The 15,161-nt window shown below is 61.6% G+C and carries 15 protein-coding genes; 7 read left to right on the top strand and 8 right to left on the bottom strand.

Annotated elements, in window-relative coordinates; genetic code table 11:
- Positions 1-959: 959 nt before the first annotated feature.
- Genes CLI93_RS01600 through CLI93_RS01585 form a run of 4 tightly spaced genes read left to right on the top strand, consistent with a single transcriptional unit; the run spans position 960 to position 5,675 of the window.
- Positions 960-1,619: an ABC transporter ATP-binding protein gene (locus CLI93_RS01600; RefSeq protein WP_238945941.1), complete on the top strand. Its 660-nt coding sequence runs from the start codon at positions 960-962 to the stop codon at positions 1,617-1,619.
- A gap of 37 nt (positions 1,620-1,656) precedes the next feature.
- Positions 1,657-4,017 carry an ABC transporter permease gene (locus CLI93_RS01595; protein ID WP_095995624.1) on the top strand — a complete coding sequence of 787 codons (2,361 nt, stop codon included), beginning with the start codon at positions 1,657-1,659 and terminating at the stop codon, positions 4,015-4,017.
- Positions 4,018-4,022: 5 nt separating this feature from the next.
- The gene (locus CLI93_RS01590; protein ID WP_143326976.1) at positions 4,023-5,231 is read left to right on the top strand and encodes an efflux RND transporter periplasmic adaptor subunit; all 1,209 of its coding nucleotides are present in this window, start codon (positions 4,023-4,025) and stop codon (positions 5,229-5,231) included.
- Positions 5,232-5,276: 45 nt separating this feature from the next.
- The gene (locus CLI93_RS01585) at positions 5,277-5,675 is read left to right on the top strand and encodes a hypothetical protein (RefSeq protein ID WP_143326456.1); all 399 of its coding nucleotides are present in this window, start codon (positions 5,277-5,279) and stop codon (positions 5,673-5,675) included.
- A 215-nt stretch (positions 5,676-5,890) separates the two neighbouring features.
- Here CLI93_RS01585 and CLI93_RS01580 read toward each other — a convergent pair whose 3' ends face one another.
- The 6 genes from CLI93_RS01580 to CLI93_RS01555 form a co-directional block, all read right to left on the bottom strand.
- The gene (locus CLI93_RS01580) at positions 5,891-6,655 is read right to left on the bottom strand and encodes a HEPN domain-containing protein (RefSeq protein ID WP_238945914.1); all 765 of its coding nucleotides are present in this window, start codon (positions 6,653-6,655) and stop codon (positions 5,891-5,893) included.
- A gap of 12 nt (positions 6,656-6,667) precedes the next feature.
- Positions 6,668-7,057, bottom strand: a complete 390-nt coding sequence (locus CLI93_RS01575) for a helix-turn-helix domain-containing protein (protein ID WP_095543403.1) — start codon at positions 7,055-7,057, stop codon at positions 6,668-6,670.
- Positions 7,058-7,180: 123 nt separating this feature from the next.
- Positions 7,181-7,975 carry a YaaW family protein gene (locus CLI93_RS01570; protein ID WP_095543404.1) on the bottom strand — a complete coding sequence of 265 codons (795 nt, stop codon included), beginning with the start codon at positions 7,973-7,975 and terminating at the stop codon, positions 7,181-7,183.
- A gap of 10 nt (positions 7,976-7,985) precedes the next feature.
- On the bottom strand, positions 7,986-8,996 hold the full coding sequence (locus CLI93_RS01565) for a GTPase family protein (RefSeq protein WP_172424352.1): 1,011 nt from the start codon (positions 8,994-8,996) through the stop codon (positions 7,986-7,988).
- A gap of 502 nt (positions 8,997-9,498) precedes the next feature.
- Entirely contained in the window at positions 9,499-9,903 is a 405-nt protein-coding gene (locus tag CLI93_RS01560; RefSeq protein ID WP_143326457.1) for an SHOCT domain-containing protein, read from the bottom strand.
- A 51-nt stretch (positions 9,904-9,954) separates the two neighbouring features.
- Positions 9,955-10,917 carry a helix-turn-helix transcriptional regulator gene (locus CLI93_RS01555; RefSeq protein WP_143326458.1) on the bottom strand — a complete coding sequence of 321 codons (963 nt, stop codon included), beginning with the start codon at positions 10,915-10,917 and terminating at the stop codon, positions 9,955-9,957.
- 206 nt (positions 10,918-11,123) lie between these two features.
- On the opposite strand from CLI93_RS01555, the gene CLI93_RS01550 reads away from it, so the two are divergent.
- Together CLI93_RS01550 and CLI93_RS15275 are read left to right on the top strand one after the other, a co-directional pair.
- The gene (locus tag CLI93_RS01550) at positions 11,124-11,369 is read left to right on the top strand and encodes a helix-turn-helix domain-containing protein (protein WP_095543408.1); all 246 of its coding nucleotides are present in this window, start codon (positions 11,124-11,126) and stop codon (positions 11,367-11,369) included.
- A 139-nt stretch (positions 11,370-11,508) separates the two neighbouring features.
- Positions 11,509-11,706 carry a topoisomerase DNA-binding C4 zinc finger domain-containing protein gene (locus CLI93_RS15275; RefSeq protein WP_238945915.1) on the top strand — a complete coding sequence of 66 codons (198 nt, stop codon included), beginning with the start codon at positions 11,509-11,511 and terminating at the stop codon, positions 11,704-11,706.
- Between the two features lie 175 nt (positions 11,707-11,881).
- Here the strand turns inward: CLI93_RS15275 and CLI93_RS01540 are convergent, their stop codons facing one another.
- On the bottom strand, positions 11,882-13,471 hold the full coding sequence (locus CLI93_RS01540) for an AMP nucleosidase (RefSeq protein ID WP_095543410.1): 1,590 nt from the start codon (positions 13,469-13,471) through the stop codon (positions 11,882-11,884).
- 347 nt (positions 13,472-13,818) lie between these two features.
- Between CLI93_RS01540 and lolA the strand changes: the two genes are divergently transcribed.
- Positions 13,819-14,463 (top strand): outer membrane lipoprotein periplasmic chaperone LolA, encoded by a 645-nt coding sequence (gene lolA, locus CLI93_RS01535; protein WP_095543428.1) that lies wholly within the window; start codon positions 13,819-13,821, stop codon positions 14,461-14,463.
- A gap of 57 nt (positions 14,464-14,520) precedes the next feature.
- Here the strand turns inward: lolA and CLI93_RS01530 are convergent, their stop codons facing one another.
- Positions 14,521-15,156 carry a sigma-70 family RNA polymerase sigma factor gene (locus CLI93_RS01530; RefSeq protein WP_095543411.1) on the bottom strand — a complete coding sequence of 212 codons (636 nt, stop codon included), beginning with the start codon at positions 15,154-15,156 and terminating at the stop codon, positions 14,521-14,523.
- Between the last annotated feature and the right edge of the window lie 5 nt (positions 15,157-15,161).

Below are 15,161 nucleotides of genomic sequence, written 5' to 3'. Positions count from 1 at the left end.
TTGTCGAAAAAAGAAAGTGACCAAAGAAAAACGACCCTGCTGCCTGCGACCCCGGCGCTGCGCGCCGGAGCGACCTGTGCCGCTGACCGGCCAGGGCGGGTGCTGCGGAAACTCGCTGCGCGGCTTTGCCGCTACGCTCAGACAGCCGCAGCGAAATTTGATTTTTGGAAGCAGGCCCACTGTGTGTGGGCCTGCCCGCCCTGGCCGGCCAACGGCATAGGCGCAGTCAAAAAGGGGCGCTGCCCGGGCCATCGCTACGCTCGGCCTTGGGCCGTCGTCGCCCAAGCGCCAGTTCTCAACATTGCCGAGAAATAGAGCCGTTTCGATTCTCACAAAGACATTTCCTTCAAGCGCAGCTGGTTCTCGTCACACCCGCGAAGGCGGGTGTCCAGTTGCGACGCTGACAGGGGCGACGCTGACGGGGCGGCGCTGCCGTTGCCCCCCCTCTCGTGCACAAGTGTGGCGCTGGATGCCCGCCTTCGCGGGCATGACGAGAGCGACCTGCGAGATGGCGACGCCAGTCAGCGGCCAGGTCTTGGATTTGTCAACGTTCGAGAAGAACACGCTCTGGCGATTGCGCCGGGCGCACATCCCGGCCCCGGTACGAAACACTGGCGCAGGCGGCAGCCACCAAGTGCGATCTCTGCATGGGGTGTAAAAGCGGGCGCTCGCACTGCGGTACGAAAGGTCATGAAAGGGCACAAAGGGGCAGGCTCTGCGCCATGGCCTGTCCGCGTCATCAATGCCTGCCGGCGGCCAGCGGTTTTTCGCGCACAATGGCGCAGCCGCGGTCACAGCGGTGGAGAGACACAGCCATGAGGGAGCATCTGCACGCAGCCAACAGCGCCGCCGCATTGAAGGCGGCCGCGCCGTCCACCAAGCCGCCCGCCGCGCCGCAGCCGGCACCGCCAGCGCGCGAGCTGATTTTTCGCGCCCAAGGTCTGACCAAGGTCTATGGCATGGGCGAAGTGCAGGTGCAGGCGCTGCGCGGCATTGACCTGGAGTTGCACGCGGGCGAATTCGTGGTGCTGCTGGGGCCTTCGGGCAGCGGCAAGTCCACGCTGTTGAACATCCTGGGCGGGCTGGACGTGCCCAGCAGCGGCCAAGTCTGGTACTGCGGGCAGGATCTGAGCCGCGCCAGCGATGCGGCGCTGACGCGCTTTCGGCGCGAGCACGTGGGCTTTGTGTTCCAGTTCTACAACCTCATCCCCAGCCTGACCGCGCGTGAGAACGTGGCCATCGTCACCGAGATCGCGCCCGACCCGCTGGAGCCGGCCCAAGCGCTGGCGCTGGTCGGGCTGGACAAGCGGCTGGACCACTTCCCCGCCCAGCTCTCGGGCGGCGAGCAGCAGCGCGTGGCCATTGCCCGCGCCATTGCCAAGCGCCCGGCGGTGATGCTGTGCGACGAGCCTACCGGCGCGCTCGATTCGGCCACCGGCGTGCTGGTGCTGCAGGCGCTCGAGCGCGTCAACGCCGAGATGGGCACGACCACGGTCATCATCACCCACAACGCAGACATCGCCCGCATGGCCGAGCGCGTGCTGTGGATGCAGGACGGGCAGATCGTGCGCGAGCAGCGCAACGCCCAGCGCCTGGCCGCGCAGGAGCTGCGCTGGTGATGCGGCGCATGGCGGCCAGGCCGGGGGCAGGCCCGCGATGAAGGCGCTGCACCAAAAGGCCCTGCGCGATCTGTGGCGCATGCGCGGCCAGGCGCTGGCCATTGCGCTGGTCATCGCCTCGGGCATTGCCATGCTGGTGATGTCGCAGGCCACGCTGGAGTCGCTGCGCAGCACGCGCGCGCAGATCTACCAGGAAAGCCGCTTTCCTGACATCTGGGTGCAGCTCAAGCGCGCGCCGCAAAGCCTGGCGCGCCAGCTGGCTGAAATCCCCGGCGTGGCCGAGGTGGAAACCCGCCTGGCCGCTGGCGCGAAGCTGGAGATCCCCGGTTTTGACGAGCCGACCCAGGCGCTGGCGCAATCGCTGCCCGACGATGGCCGCCAGCCGCGCCAAAACCGCCTGTACCTGCGCGCCGGGCGCCTGCCCAGCGCGGCCGATGAGGTGCTGGTTGGCGAAGCCTTTGCCAAGGCGCACCGGCTGGGCCCTGGCGATGCGCTGCGCGTGACGCTGCAGGGCCGCGCGCAGCGCATGCGCATCAGCGGCATTGCCATGTCCGCCGAGCACATCTACCAGGTCAAGCCCGGGGCCATGTTCCCCGACGAGGCGCGCTACACCGTGCTGTGGATGCCCGAGCGCAGCCTGGCGGCGGCGCTGGACATGAAGGGCGCTTTCAACCAGGCCACCATCGCCCTGGCCCCCGGCAGCAACGAGCAGGCCGTCATCGGCGCGCTCAACCGGCAGCTGGCGCGCCACGGCAGCAGCGTGGCCACCGGCCGCATGGAGCAGCTCTCGCACCGCATCCTGCATGAGGAGTTCCGCCAGCTGGCGACCATGACCTGGATGTTCCCGGCCATCTTCATGGGCGTGGCCGCCTTCTTGCTGAACATGGTGTTCAAGCGCCTGATCAGCCTGCAGCGCGATCAGGTGGCCACCCTCAAGGCCTTTGGCTACAGCACGGCGCAGGTGGCGCTGCACTATGGGCTGATCGTCGGCTTGATCTGCGCGCTGGGCACGCTCATCGGCGTGGCCGCCGGCATCTGGCTGGGCCAGGGCATGGCCGGGCTCTACCAGATCAACTTCCACTTCCCCTATCTGCGCTTCAGCCTGAACCTGCACGTGGTGGCCATCGGCGCGGGCATCAGCCTGCTGGCGGCGCTGGTGGGCAGCGGTCATGCGGTGTATGCGGCCGCGCGCGAGCCCGTGGCCCAGGCCATGCGCCCGCCCGCGCCCGAGCGCTTTGGCCGCACCGTGCTCGAGCGCCTGGGGCTGGCGCGCTTTCTCTCCCAGCCCACGCGCATGATCTGGCGCCAGCTCGAACGCCGCCCCGGCAAGGCGCTGCTGAGCCTGCTGGGCCTGGCCGCGGCCGGCGGCATCGTCGTGGTGGGCAACTTCCAAAGCGCCTCGGTGCGCCACATGCTGGACGTGGAGTACCGCCTGGCGCGCCGCCACGATGTCTCGGTGGCCTTCGTCGAGGCCATGCCGCGCAGCGCGCTGCACGAGCTGGCGGCGCTGCCGGGCGTTGAGCAGGTCGAAGGCCAGCGCAGCGTGCCCGTGCGCCTGCACCTGGATGGGCGGCAAAAGCTGCTGATGCTCGAAGGCCTGGCCGGCGATGCGCAGCTGCGCCAGCTGCTCAGCCCCGCGCTGCAGCCAGTGGCGCCGCAGCCCGGCGGCATCATCCTGGGCGATTACTTTGCCCAGTGGTTTGGCCTGCGCGTGGGCGATCGCATCTGGGTCGAAGTGCTCGAAGGCCGCGGCAAGATGCTGCAACTGCCCGTGGTGCAAACCATCTACGACCTCAACGGCAGCTCGGCCTACATGGAGCTGGGTACGCTCAACCGCAGCCTGGGCGAAGGCCCGCTGGTGAGCAGCGCCGTGCTCACCGTGCTGCCCGGCCATGAGCTGGGCGTGCTGCGCGCGCTCGATGCGCGCCCCAAGGTCGTGGGCACCGATCAGCGCCACACCGCCATCGAAGCCTTTCTCGACATGATGGCCCGCGTCAGCGGCACCTTCTCGGCCATCGCCATCGTCATGGGCATGATCGTCAACGTCGGCGTGGTCTACAACGCCATGCGCATGGCCCTGTCCGAGCGCGGCCGCGAGCTGGCCAGCCTGCGCGTGCTGGGCCTGAGCCAGGGCGAGGTGGCCTACATCCTGCTGGGCGAGATGGCTGTGCTGGTGCTGCTCTCGCTGCCGCTGGGCATGGCCGTGGGCTACGGGCTGATCGCCGCCATGATCGCCGGGCTGCAAAACGACCTCTACCGCATCCCGCTGGTCGTCGAGCCCAGCACCTACGCCATCGCCGCCTTGACGACCCTCACCAGCGCCGCGCTCTCGGCCCTGGTGATCGTCTGGCGCCTGCGCCGCCTTGACCTCATCGAAGTCCTGAAAACCCGGGAGTGACCCCCATGCTTCGCAAAATCCTGCTCGTGATCCTGGCCGCCGCCGCCGTGCTGGCCCTGCTGGCCGTGGCGCTGCGCGAACCCACGCAACTGGTGGCCACGGCCAGCGCCAGCCAGGGGCCGCTGACCGTCAGCTTCACCGAAGAAGGGCGCACGCGCATCCGCCAGCGCTACGTGCTCAGCGCGCCAGTGGCAGGCCAGCTGCGCCGCATCGCCCTGCAGGTGGGCGATGCCGTGCAGGCCGGGCAAACCCTGGCGGAAATCGAGCCGGCCACCTCGGGCCTGCTGGACGCGCGCACGCGCAGCCAGCTGCAAGCCCAGCTGCGCGGCGCCCAGGCCACGCTGGCCGCCAGCCGCCAGCGCAGCGCCGCCGCCCAGGCCGAGCTGCAACTGGCGCGCAGCGAACTGGCGCGCCTGACGCCGCTGCAGGCCGCAGGCGCGGCCAGCGCCGGGCAGCTCGACCAGGCCCGCAGCCGCGCCGAAACGGCGCGCGCCCAGCTCGCCGCCGCCCGCGCCGAAGAGCGCGTGGCCCAGCAAGGCATCGAAGCGGCCCGCGCCCAACTGCAACAAGGCAGCAGCCAAGCCCCCGATGGCAGCGCCGCGCCGGTGCTGGCCGTGCGCGCGCCCATCGACGGGCAGGTGCTGCGCCGCATGCAGGAAAGCGCCACGCCCGTGGCTGCCGGCCAGCCCCTGCTGGAAATCGGCGATCTGAGCGATCTGGAACTGGAAGTTGAGGTGCTCTCGGCCGACGCCGTGCAACTGGCCCCCGACATGGCCGCGCAAGTGCTGCGCTGGGGCGGCCCCGGCCAGCTGCAGGCGCGCGTGCGCCGCATCGAGCCGGCGGGCTTCACCAAAGTCTCGGCCCTGGGCGTGCAAGAGCAGCGCACCCGCGTGCTGTTGGACATCACCAGCCCCCGCGCGCAATGGCAGGCGCTGGGCGACGCCTTCCACGTCGAGGTCGAATTCATCACCCAGCAACGCGAGCAAGTGCTGCAAGTGCCCGCCAGCGCGCTGTTTCGCAGCGCCGAGGGCTGGGCCGTCTACCGCATCGAACAAGGCCGCGCCCGCCACACTCCGGTGCAAATCGGCCTGCGCGCGGCCAGCGCCGTGCAAATCGAACAAGGCCTGCAAGCGGGCGACACCGTGGTGCTGCAGCCCGACAGCCAACTGCACGACGGCGCACGCGTGCGCAGCAGTGGGGATGGGGCTGTTTAACGCGTGCCATGCGCTTTGCGCCCCCCATTGCTTGGATGACCGGGCTTGGCTGAAAAAGCCATGAATCCTCCAGGAGTGAAAGTGAAATTCAATGATTTGCCTTGGGATGATGCCTGTTTGATGGGCTTGCACATCGACAGAAGCCGCCCAGGGCATCAGGATGAAATCGGCATTGACATTGCCTGGGGCTCTGGCAGGCGACAAAGGCTGGTGTTTTCCGACTGCTATCAATGCAATATGGCGATGAATATGGGTGTCATTGCCGAAGAAAAACTGTTGTATGCCAATGCGGCTTTTGTAAAGGACAAAGACGAGCAATTCCTGCAAAAGTGGGCGCGCATTGAGGTCGATATTGCCCCACTGCAGTGTTTTTCATTCGTGACGGAAGCTACGCACAGCAAGATTGAAATCTACGCCATGCAGTTCATCGTGCTTGATCTTTGAATGTGGGCGAACAATTCGCGGAAATTTTCAGTTGGCCTTCAAAATGTGCTGTCAATGACTCAGCGCCTCTTCCTCAAGGCGCGCGACACGCTTTAAAAGTCGCCAAAAATAATCTGCACGAATCCAGCGGCCAAGCGCGCTGATATTCGTGCAGATCGTTTTGAAGGGTTGATTTAAAATCTTTCCATTAAGGCTGCAAAGGCTTTGAATAAACCCTAAGCCTGCACCACCGGATAAAACGGCCGCGCCTGAAAGCGTTCGGGCGCCTCCATCATCACCGCCAGCATGGCAGGCAATACCCGCGCCAGAATCACCCGGCCATCGCGCACCTGCGAGCGGTTGACCGAGCTGCCCCAGGTCGCCCCGCCGTGCATCAGCTGATTGCGCAAGGTGTAAAGCCGCTGGAACACCACGAACAGCACTTGCGCCGTATCCTGGCGCGCCAGCGCCTTGCCTGCAGCGGCCTTGGCCCTGTCAAACGCAGCACGCCACTGCGCCTCATCACCGCCGCTGTTCCAGCATTCCCAAAACGGCTGGAATACATATGGGTTATCCAGCAGCACCCGGATTGGCCCGGAAAATTCGCGCCACACCAGCCCATACAGCAAATTCGCGCGGTCCAAATCGCAAACCTGCTGCATAAAGTTTTTGAACGTGCCTTTTTCCGTATAACCCGGCAAATCCTGCGCATACGCTGCGTTGAACGCAATCCAAAGGCAAATGAAGGCCACATCGTCGTCATCGCCCGCATCCTCCGCGCGCTGCAACCAGCTCAAGGCCCGATGCATGCGCAAGGTGAAATCGGTGCGGCCCTGCGCAACGAGGACTTGATGGCGGATTAATAGATTTTTCAATTCACAGTCGTTTTTAGAGGAGATACTCACTCGAAAACCCCTTAAGAACGAAAAAAATCTTCCAAATAAGATTGAAAAACTTCGATCTTGTTTGCCGTACTGGATTTCAGTGGTTGAGTATTGCAACGTGGGCAACGATCAAAATAATCTACACCTCTGGCCAAGGCATCGCTTGAGGGTCTGACGGTTTTGCTCCAGCCGCAGGCTGGGCAGCGGTAGGTACATGGTGGTGGTGGGATGGGCATGCGACATCCTTTGTCTTAAGTTATTGATCCGAAAAAAACAACTTGAACCAATAAATCGGTCAGGCTGCATATTTGACACGGTCCTGTTGGAAAGCCTGTCAGCTAAGGCTTTGCTGCCTTCTTCCTCGTAGCGCTTGCAGATCTCGAAAACATCTGTGCGAGACAAGCTCAGCTCGGTACCAATGGCTTCGTACGTCCACCCCTGCCGACGCAGCTTGATGACCTGTCTGCGCCGCTTCTGCCGCGCCTCAGGAGTCAGTCTTCTCATGTCGATCATTTCCATGAAATACTATCTGCAGATTGAGGCTTTTATTTCAATTTTTATTTCGGATTAATAATCTCTGCAAAGTGCCGAAAATCACCTCATCAAGGCTTATGATGAATTTCGGGCTTGCAGAGATGTTTTTTAGTCTTCTTTTTTAGGGAATTTTTTGTTTTTGAGTTCCTCGTTGATTTCTTTAATCAGTCCTTGCATCATTAGCTCATGCTTTTTTCTTAAAAATGCTACCTGAGCTACGGCAGGGATGGTGACCCTAGTTGCCGGGCCTGCGATATCCCAAGCGGTCCATAATCCAGTTAATGTCCAGCCAATAGGGCCAGTCATAATGGATGCTGCGCGCATCAGTGCAGCATTTCCGGCAAGCTTTAAGCCATGTCCAAAAATGCTTCTCATCACCGTGTTCACAATGGTTAGAGTTAGTTGATATGATTTAAATCCCCCGGCCTTAAAGATAACCTGAAAGGCTGCAAATAATGCTTCTGGACTGTATGAGACGGCATCACTCAGAGAGAACTCATGACCTAACTCTTTCAGTTGATCGGGAGTCATTTTGTTTACTGACTCATAAAGCAGCCTCATAAGAAGCTTCTCTTCAATGTCCTTGGGCTCATCAGATTTTTTATAGGATATTTTTAGCTTGTCAGCAACATCCCTCAAAATTTCTTCATACAGAACACCTTTACCACCACGAAATAGAGTGGCTAGGCTGTTTGCGCCAAAGCACTGAATTTCTGCGGCAATTTCTTGCCAGTACTTTTGATGGTCGGGATGATATTTTTTGTATTTTTCTGATCCTGTCAGTTCTTCAGTCAGTCGTGGGCTTCCATCCTTGTCCTTGATCAGGCAGTGGACGAGACCATTGAGGTCCTCGCTGTCCATGTCTTCAAGAAATCTTAAATGAGGGTCTTCACGATATGCCATGGCTGTCCTCTTATTTATTGAAGAATTTTTTGAAAATGAAAGATGCGGCAGGAGCGATCGTTGATATTACTTCTTTTGCAGGCTTTGCAAGTTGCGTGGCGCTTTCCAAGATATTTTTCACATTCTGATAAATTTCCTTTCCACTCTCGGAGATATTTTGAATGGCTTCCTTGATGTTCTCGATAAGAGAGTTTTGAAATAATCCATCGAGGGATTGGATGTAGTCTTTCGCTTTATCGTTAGTGGCAAAATTCTCTTCATTCTGATTGATGTCGTTGATGACGGAGATGCGCTTTTTGCTGGGGAGCTTTTCCGTGATGAAGTTTAAAAGCTTGGCCAGGTTGTATGGTTTTGGATCAATGCCCTCTTCCTTATAGCCTGCGCTGTAATAAATGGCTTCAATATCAAGATTTGTGTCTTCTTTGATTCTTGATTTGGTTGTTGCTACTTTTTCATCCAGGAATTTTTTTAATTCTTCATTTGGTTCGCTCTTGCTGTAATCCCAGTTGCGGCCTTTCATCGCCATGTCGGCTTGGTTGATGGCTACCAACAAGCGTTTCTCGCACCCTTCTTCCTTGCTGCCAAGATTGGGAGCAATAATTTCATTGATGAGGGTATATGCGGAGCTGTAGTCGCGAGAGCCTCCATCGATCAAGAGTAAGACCAAGTCAATCAAGAAGTTCCCATTTTTGTCTTTTTCCAGCAGCTTGTTTTTAATCTGCTCCTTGTAAATATTATCTTTTTGGGTGCTGTCACCAAGGCCAGGAGTATCCCAAAGCACCATGTTGTTCAACTCGTAGCAAGCGATTTCGTTGGTCTCCGGAGTAGTGCCTCGCCCGACTTTAGCGCAGTCCATGGAGAAAATGGCGTTGATTGTGGAGCTTTTGCCAACTCCTGTGCCGCCAACAATCAGAAGATTGATTTTGGTGTTTCTTATTTTTTCCAGCACCATCTGGAGTGCTTTTTTGCTCGCTCCAGAAAGCTCAGCATTTTGTGTAATGTCTTCGAATGGCTTGTTCATGTGACCTCCATGTAAGGTTGGGTTGGTGGGTAAAGAGAAAGTGGGCTTCATTTCGGAAAACAAATTGATCTTAATCATTTTGATTTTTCGAGAGTTTTGGCTGACTTGGATCTGGATTTATTTCTGCATATTTTTACATTGTGGGTAATTTGTGAAACAATTGCTCGAAATCTCATATGTTCCAAGTGAGTGAGGCATTTCATTGGTGGTCTTTTGTTTGCTTTAATGTTAATAAGACTTTCATTGCTTCAAAGTATTAACCATTTAGAAAAACATAAGCCATTTTCTCAAGAAAATTTGCCCTGCTGATAAATAAAGGAAAGGAACCGCATTTGGGGCATGATTCAGGGGCAAGTGGCGGGCCATAGGACCTGAAAGTGACTTTTGCGGGCTTGATTTTTTTTCCATCCGCATGCGCTGCAACGACAGACAAAAATGCCATCTACAACCGTTGAGCTATCGCACATGAAAATGGGGTCATATGCTTTTTTCGGATTTCTACTCATGTCATCCCCCTTTGATCAGGCAAAACGCTGCTCAGAATCTGCTGTTTGATTTTTTCAAATTCCGCTGGCGCAATCACGCCTTTTTCCCGCAGCGCATCGGCTTCGCGCAATTGGGCCAGTGCGGCGCTCATGGGTGATTCCTTTGGCGTGGTTTGGGGCGCGGCTTGAGGGGCGGCTTGAGGGGCGGACTGGGCGCGCGGCGCGCGTTTGGTCTCGCGTGGGTTTTCAATGACGGTGACGTCTGTTTTTTCGGTGAGTTGTAGTGGCTTCGGAGCCTCTTCGATGTCTTGCGCGCTGCGCTGGATATGGCGGCGCTTGCTCCAGCGCCGGGCGGCGTCCTTGGCGTTGCCGAACAGGGAGGCAACGCCCCAGAGAAAGCAAAACAGCAGAAACAGGCCCACAGCAATCAGTACCGGCATGACGCGTCCTTTCAAAAACAGGGTGGTTGGATGTCAGTGGCCGGCGGCCTGGGGAGCGGCGCTGGTTGCAGTGCCGCAGTCACAAGAGCAACCCCAGCGCTGCAGGGCCTGCTGCAGGCTGTGCACCAGCGCCTCGTGCCATGGCTGTGGCTGGAGGATGCGCACATGCGGCAGCCAGTAGCGCACCACGGGCAGCAGTTGCTCGGGGTGGGCGATGCGGGTGGTGACCAGCAGGCTTTGGTCGCTGTCGTCGCGCCGGTGTTGCTGCTCGGGCAGCAGCTCGCGGCGCATGAAGTAGCGGGCCACTTCAGGGGCCACGCGCAGCGTGACTTCAGTGGTCTCGGGGCTGAACCACACGTCCCTCTTGTGGTGGATGTAGTCCAGGTGCTTTTGCTGCGGGGCAAAGCGCGCGGCCTCGTCAAGCTGCAGCGCCTCGATGCGGGCAATGCTGAAGTTTTTCAGCCTGCCGCCTTCCACGGCGGCCAGATACCAGATGCCGTTTTTGTGCACCAGCCGATAAGGTTGGGCGCGGCGGGGCGTGTTTTTGTAGGTGAACAGGCACTCGCAGTGCTGCTCGATGGCCTGCTGCAACTGGGCAAAGCGCCGGTCGCCCCGGGGCAGGGCCTCCTGCGCGGTGGGTTGCACGTGCAGCGGGCGCTGGGCCGCTGGGGTTTGCAGCTGGGCAATGACCTGGGCCAGGCTGTAGTCCGGAAACAGCGCGCTGGTGCCGGCCATGGCCGCATATTCATTGAGCATTTGCGCGGCCACGGTGCTGCGCAGATGGGGCCTGAGCTGCCAATGCCCATTGGCGCCGCGCTCGATCAGCCCGTGCATGCGCTCGTGCAAATCGCGCTCGATGGTGCGCACATCGACGTTGAACTGCGCGGCCAGCTGGTGCTTGTCCAGCGTATCGCCCTGATGCAGCAGGGCCAGGATGTGTGCCAGGCGGTAGGCCAGCCGCTCACTGGCCGGGCGTTGTGCGCCGCTATGCGGCATGTGGGATTGGGGTGCTTTCTGCATGAGTAACAAACGGTGTGGATGTGGACTCGATGGGCGGCAGTCTAGAAAGCGTTGCCGACAGGGTTTGTCGGGCCTGGAATGCGAAAGCGGTGATGAAGTGAAAAAAGATGCAAGTGATTGTATCTTCATTTTGCAGTATATATGCGGCAGATTAAGGAACTCCTGTCGCATCCTGCTTGGCCATGGGCGATGTGGTCGATCAGGCACTGGGGCAGACCTTGCGAAAGCTGCGCATGGAGCGTGGCTGGAGCCAGTCGGAGCTGGCCTTGCGTGCGCAGATGGATCGCAATTACCTGTCTTTGATTGAGCTGGGGCGCAACAGCCCCAGTGTGCGCATGCTGGTGCGCCTGTGTTCGGCGCTGGATGTGCGCACAGCCGACGTGCTGGAGGATATGGAGCGGCGCGTGCAGGCCCAGCGGCCGTTTTGATGCGGGCCGCGGGGCGTGGGGCTCTTCGTCAGGCCAGAGGAGGGTTTGCGGCGCATGGCTGCAGCCATGCGGGTGGGCGCCAGGGCCCTGTGCGTGCTCTGCCTGCGCCTACGGCATCAACGCGCAGGATGGCGCGGGCTTGCTGAAATTGATTGCCTCGCGCACGCCCGAGCAGCAGGCTGCACTGCTGGCGGTGGCCTTTGAGGGGGAGTATTGGCGCCCCACTTGCGCCAGTTGTGGCGTGAAGATGGCCGAGCGCGCCCACGGCAAGACGGGGCAGCGCTTCTGGGGCTGTGTGAATTACCCGCGCTGCAGGAACACGCTGGCCATGCGTTAGGGGTTGTTGAGATTGAGTGTTGCGGCGGTGTTTTCGGTCAAAACCCTCAACTGCTGCGTTGAAAACGCTTGCAAGGTGTCCAACCTTGCGCGCGCTTTCTCCTTGCATTTGCGGCTTTTGCCTCGAAAAACCGCTTCGCAAACCCAATCTCAACCAAAGGGGCTTCTGCGCTGGCTCAGCGAAACGCCACGTCGGCGTGGCTGCGCAGTTTGCGGCTGTGCAGGCGGGCGTGTTCCTGCGCTTGCAGGATTTGGATGGCCTGGATGCCGATTTGCAGGTGTTGCAGCACGCGGCCGCGGTAGAACTGGTTGGCCATGCCGGGCAGTTTGAGCTCGCCGTGCAGGGGTTTGTCGCTCACGCACAGCAAGGTGCCGTAGGGCACGCGGAAGCGGTAGCCGTTGGCGGCGATGGTGGCGCTTTCCATGTCCAGGGCGATGGCGCGGCCTTGCTTGAAGCGCGTCAGCGGGGTTTGGTAGTCCAGCAGCTCCCAGTTGCGGTTGTCGGTGCTGGCCACGGTGCCGGTGCGCATGATGCGCTTGACCTGCAGGCCGCTGACGCCGCAGACCTGGCCCACGGCTTGCTCCAGCGCCTGCTGCACTTCGGCCAGCGCGGGGATGGGCACCCAGGTGGGCAGGTCTTCATCGAGCACGTGGTCGTCGCGGATGTAGCCGTGCGCCAGCACGTAGTCGCCCAGTTGCTGGCTGCTTTGCAGCCCGGCGCAGTGCCCGAGCATGATCCACACGTGCGGGCGCAGCACGGCGATGTGGTCGGTCATGGTTTTGGCGTTGGCCGGGCCGATGCCGATGTTCACCAGGGTGATGCCCTGGCCGCCGGGCTGCACGAGGTGGTAGGCGGCCATTTGCGGCAGGCGGCCGGTGCTGTGGCCGCTGGCGGCGTGGTTGGCGCTGCCGCTGGCCTGGGCGGTCTGGGCTGCCAGTGCGGCCAGCCAGGGTTCGACCTGGGCGCTGGCCGGGCCCAGGCCGCTGCGCCAGCTGATGCGGTTGCCCGGTTCGATCAGCGCGGTGTAGGCACTGTCCTCGCGGGCCAGCTCGGCCTGCGCGGTGCGCAGGAATTCTTCGATGTAGAACTGGTAGTTGGTGAACAGCACGTAGTGCTGAAAGCACTCGGGCGCGGTGCCGCTGTAGTGGCGCAAGCGCTGCAGCGAGAGGTCCACGCGCTGGGCGGTGAACAGCGACAGGGGTTGAGGCTCGCCGGGGGCGAAGCGGGCCGTGCCGTTGGCCACGTCATCGTCCACGCGCAGCAGGTCTGGGGCGTCGAAGTACAGGTGCAGCAGCTGCTTGCGCTGCGGGCTCAGCGGCGCATCGGCCAGGGCCTGCTCGACGTCGGCAAAGTGCAGCGCCATGGGCTCGCCGCTCAGGCCCACTTGCAGCGGCACGCGGTGGTGCTGCAGCAGCAGCGCAAACTGCTCGCGGTAGTAGTCGGCGAACAGGTCAGGGCGCGTCAGGGTCGATTGGTAACAACCCGGCCCGGCTACGAAACCATAGGCCGATTGGGTGTTGAAGGAGGCCAGGGCGCTGTCCACAGTGTGGGCTGGCGTGATCCGCACCTGTGGATAGCAGGCCCGCACGGGGCCCGTGTCCTCACCGGCCAGAAAGCGCTGCAGACCGTGGCGCAGCAGGCTGGTTTGCTGCTGGTACAGCGCGGCCACGGCGGCCAGCGCGCTGTCGGCGTCGGTGTGCAGGCTCCAGGAGGAGGGGCAGGGCGTATCGGGCTCGGGGCTGTCGTGCAAGAGGGGCTCGGGCATGTTGGGGCGCTGGGGGTTTCCAGAGATGGGCCAAACCCCGCAGTATGCCCGGCGATTGTGACAATGGCCGGCATGGCACGATGGGCCACTGCAAGGCACAGCAAGGCACAGCGAGGCACGATGTGGCACCGCGAGGCATGACAAGGCGCGATGGGCTACGGTCTGGAATCTGCAAAAAAGGGTAATTGCCGCTTGGGGCGCTGAACTGTGCAGGCGCGTCTGCCTCCAAGGGAAGTTTTTTGCCGTGGCTGGCTTGGGCACAATGCGGGCCAGTCTGTTCCCAAGAATCTGTTCACAAGGCCTGGCGCTGCGCTGGGCCTGTTTTTGATTTGATGAAAGCCTTTCCCATGAAGAAAACCGCAGTTTCCCTGGCGCTGGCCTTGTTGGCCCCCTGGGCCTGGGCCGATGGCCTGCAGGCGTTGGAGCGTTTTGTGCAGCAGGTGCAATCGGGCCAGGCCAGCTTCACGCAGACGGTGACGGCGCCGCCGCGCGATGGCGAGGCTGGGCGCGTGACGCGCTCGAGCGGCACGTTCGCCTTTGCGCGTCCGGCCGGGCAGTTCCGCTTTGATTACCTCAAGCCATTCCCGCAACAAATCGTCGGCGATGGCAAGACGCTGTGGATTTACGACCCCGATCTGGAGCAGGTCACGGCGCGCGATCAGCAGCGGGCGCTGAGCAGCACGCCGGCGGCCATCGTCTCCTCGGCCAGCACGCGCGCTGCGCTGGAGCGCGACTTCAAGCTGGAGAGCGCCCCGGATGCCGATGGCCTGCAATGGGTGCTGGCCACGCCCAAGGCCAGTGATGGCACGCTGCGCAGCGTGCGCATTGGCTTTGCCGGTGATGCCCTGGCGGCGCTGGAGATCGAGGACAACTTCGGCCAGCGCTCGGCCCTGCGTTTTGAGGGCTTTGAGAAGAACGTCGCTTTGCCGACCAAGCGCTTTGAGTTCACGCCGCCGCCAGGCGTGGACGTGGTGCGCGACCCAGCGCAGTGAAGCTGCGGCGCGGGCAGCCGCGCCTTTGCCTTGATTGGAGATAGAAAAAAGGCGTGCTTACCGGGATTGCCAGCGTTGCCGCGCCAAGCTGCTGCGGGCAAATTTGCTGCCTGCGGCGTGGATGCCCCAGATCAGCTCCACCAGGGCGCGGTTGTTGAGCAGCGGCTCGCCGCCGAGGATGAGCCAGTAGCCCACGCCGTCCACCCAGAACAGGGCCAGTGAGGTGTCGGGCATCAGCATGTCGATGCCTTGGTAGAAGGAGATGGCGCGGCCGCTGTTGTGCCAGCCGCGCTGCTGCTGGCGCTGCATGAAGTCGCTGAAATCGGCCGCGACGGCGCACAGGGTCTCGGCCTGGCGCTCGTCGTAGCCCACGCGCCCCAGGCAAAAGCCCTGGTCCGAGGCCAGCGCGGCGGTGCGCGTGCTGGACAGGCCGGCGATGGCGTGCGGCAGGTAGTGGTCGAGGTTGAGCGTGGGCGCGGGCAGGCTGCGCGGCAGCTCATCCACCCAGCCTTCGTACAGCGCGCGCGCCAGCACGGCGCGGTGCTCGGGCGATTGCGCCAGCCAGGCGCTGCGGCGCGGCGTTTGCTCGCCGTGCATCAGGCTTTGCAGGGCGGCGCAGGCTTCGTCAGGCTGGCGCAGCGCATGGCTGTGCAAGGCGCCTGCGGGAGTGAGCATCAAAAAGGCGTCGTCCATGGTGA

Origin of the sequence: Vandammella animalimorsus, assembly GCF_002288875.1 — a bacterium.
GTDB classification, from domain to species: Bacteria; Pseudomonadota; Gammaproteobacteria; order Burkholderiales; family Burkholderiaceae_C; genus Lampropedia; species Lampropedia animalimorsus.
The sequence above is the reverse complement of the archived record's forward strand: the minus strand, read 5'-3'. Positions and strand labels throughout refer to the sequence as shown.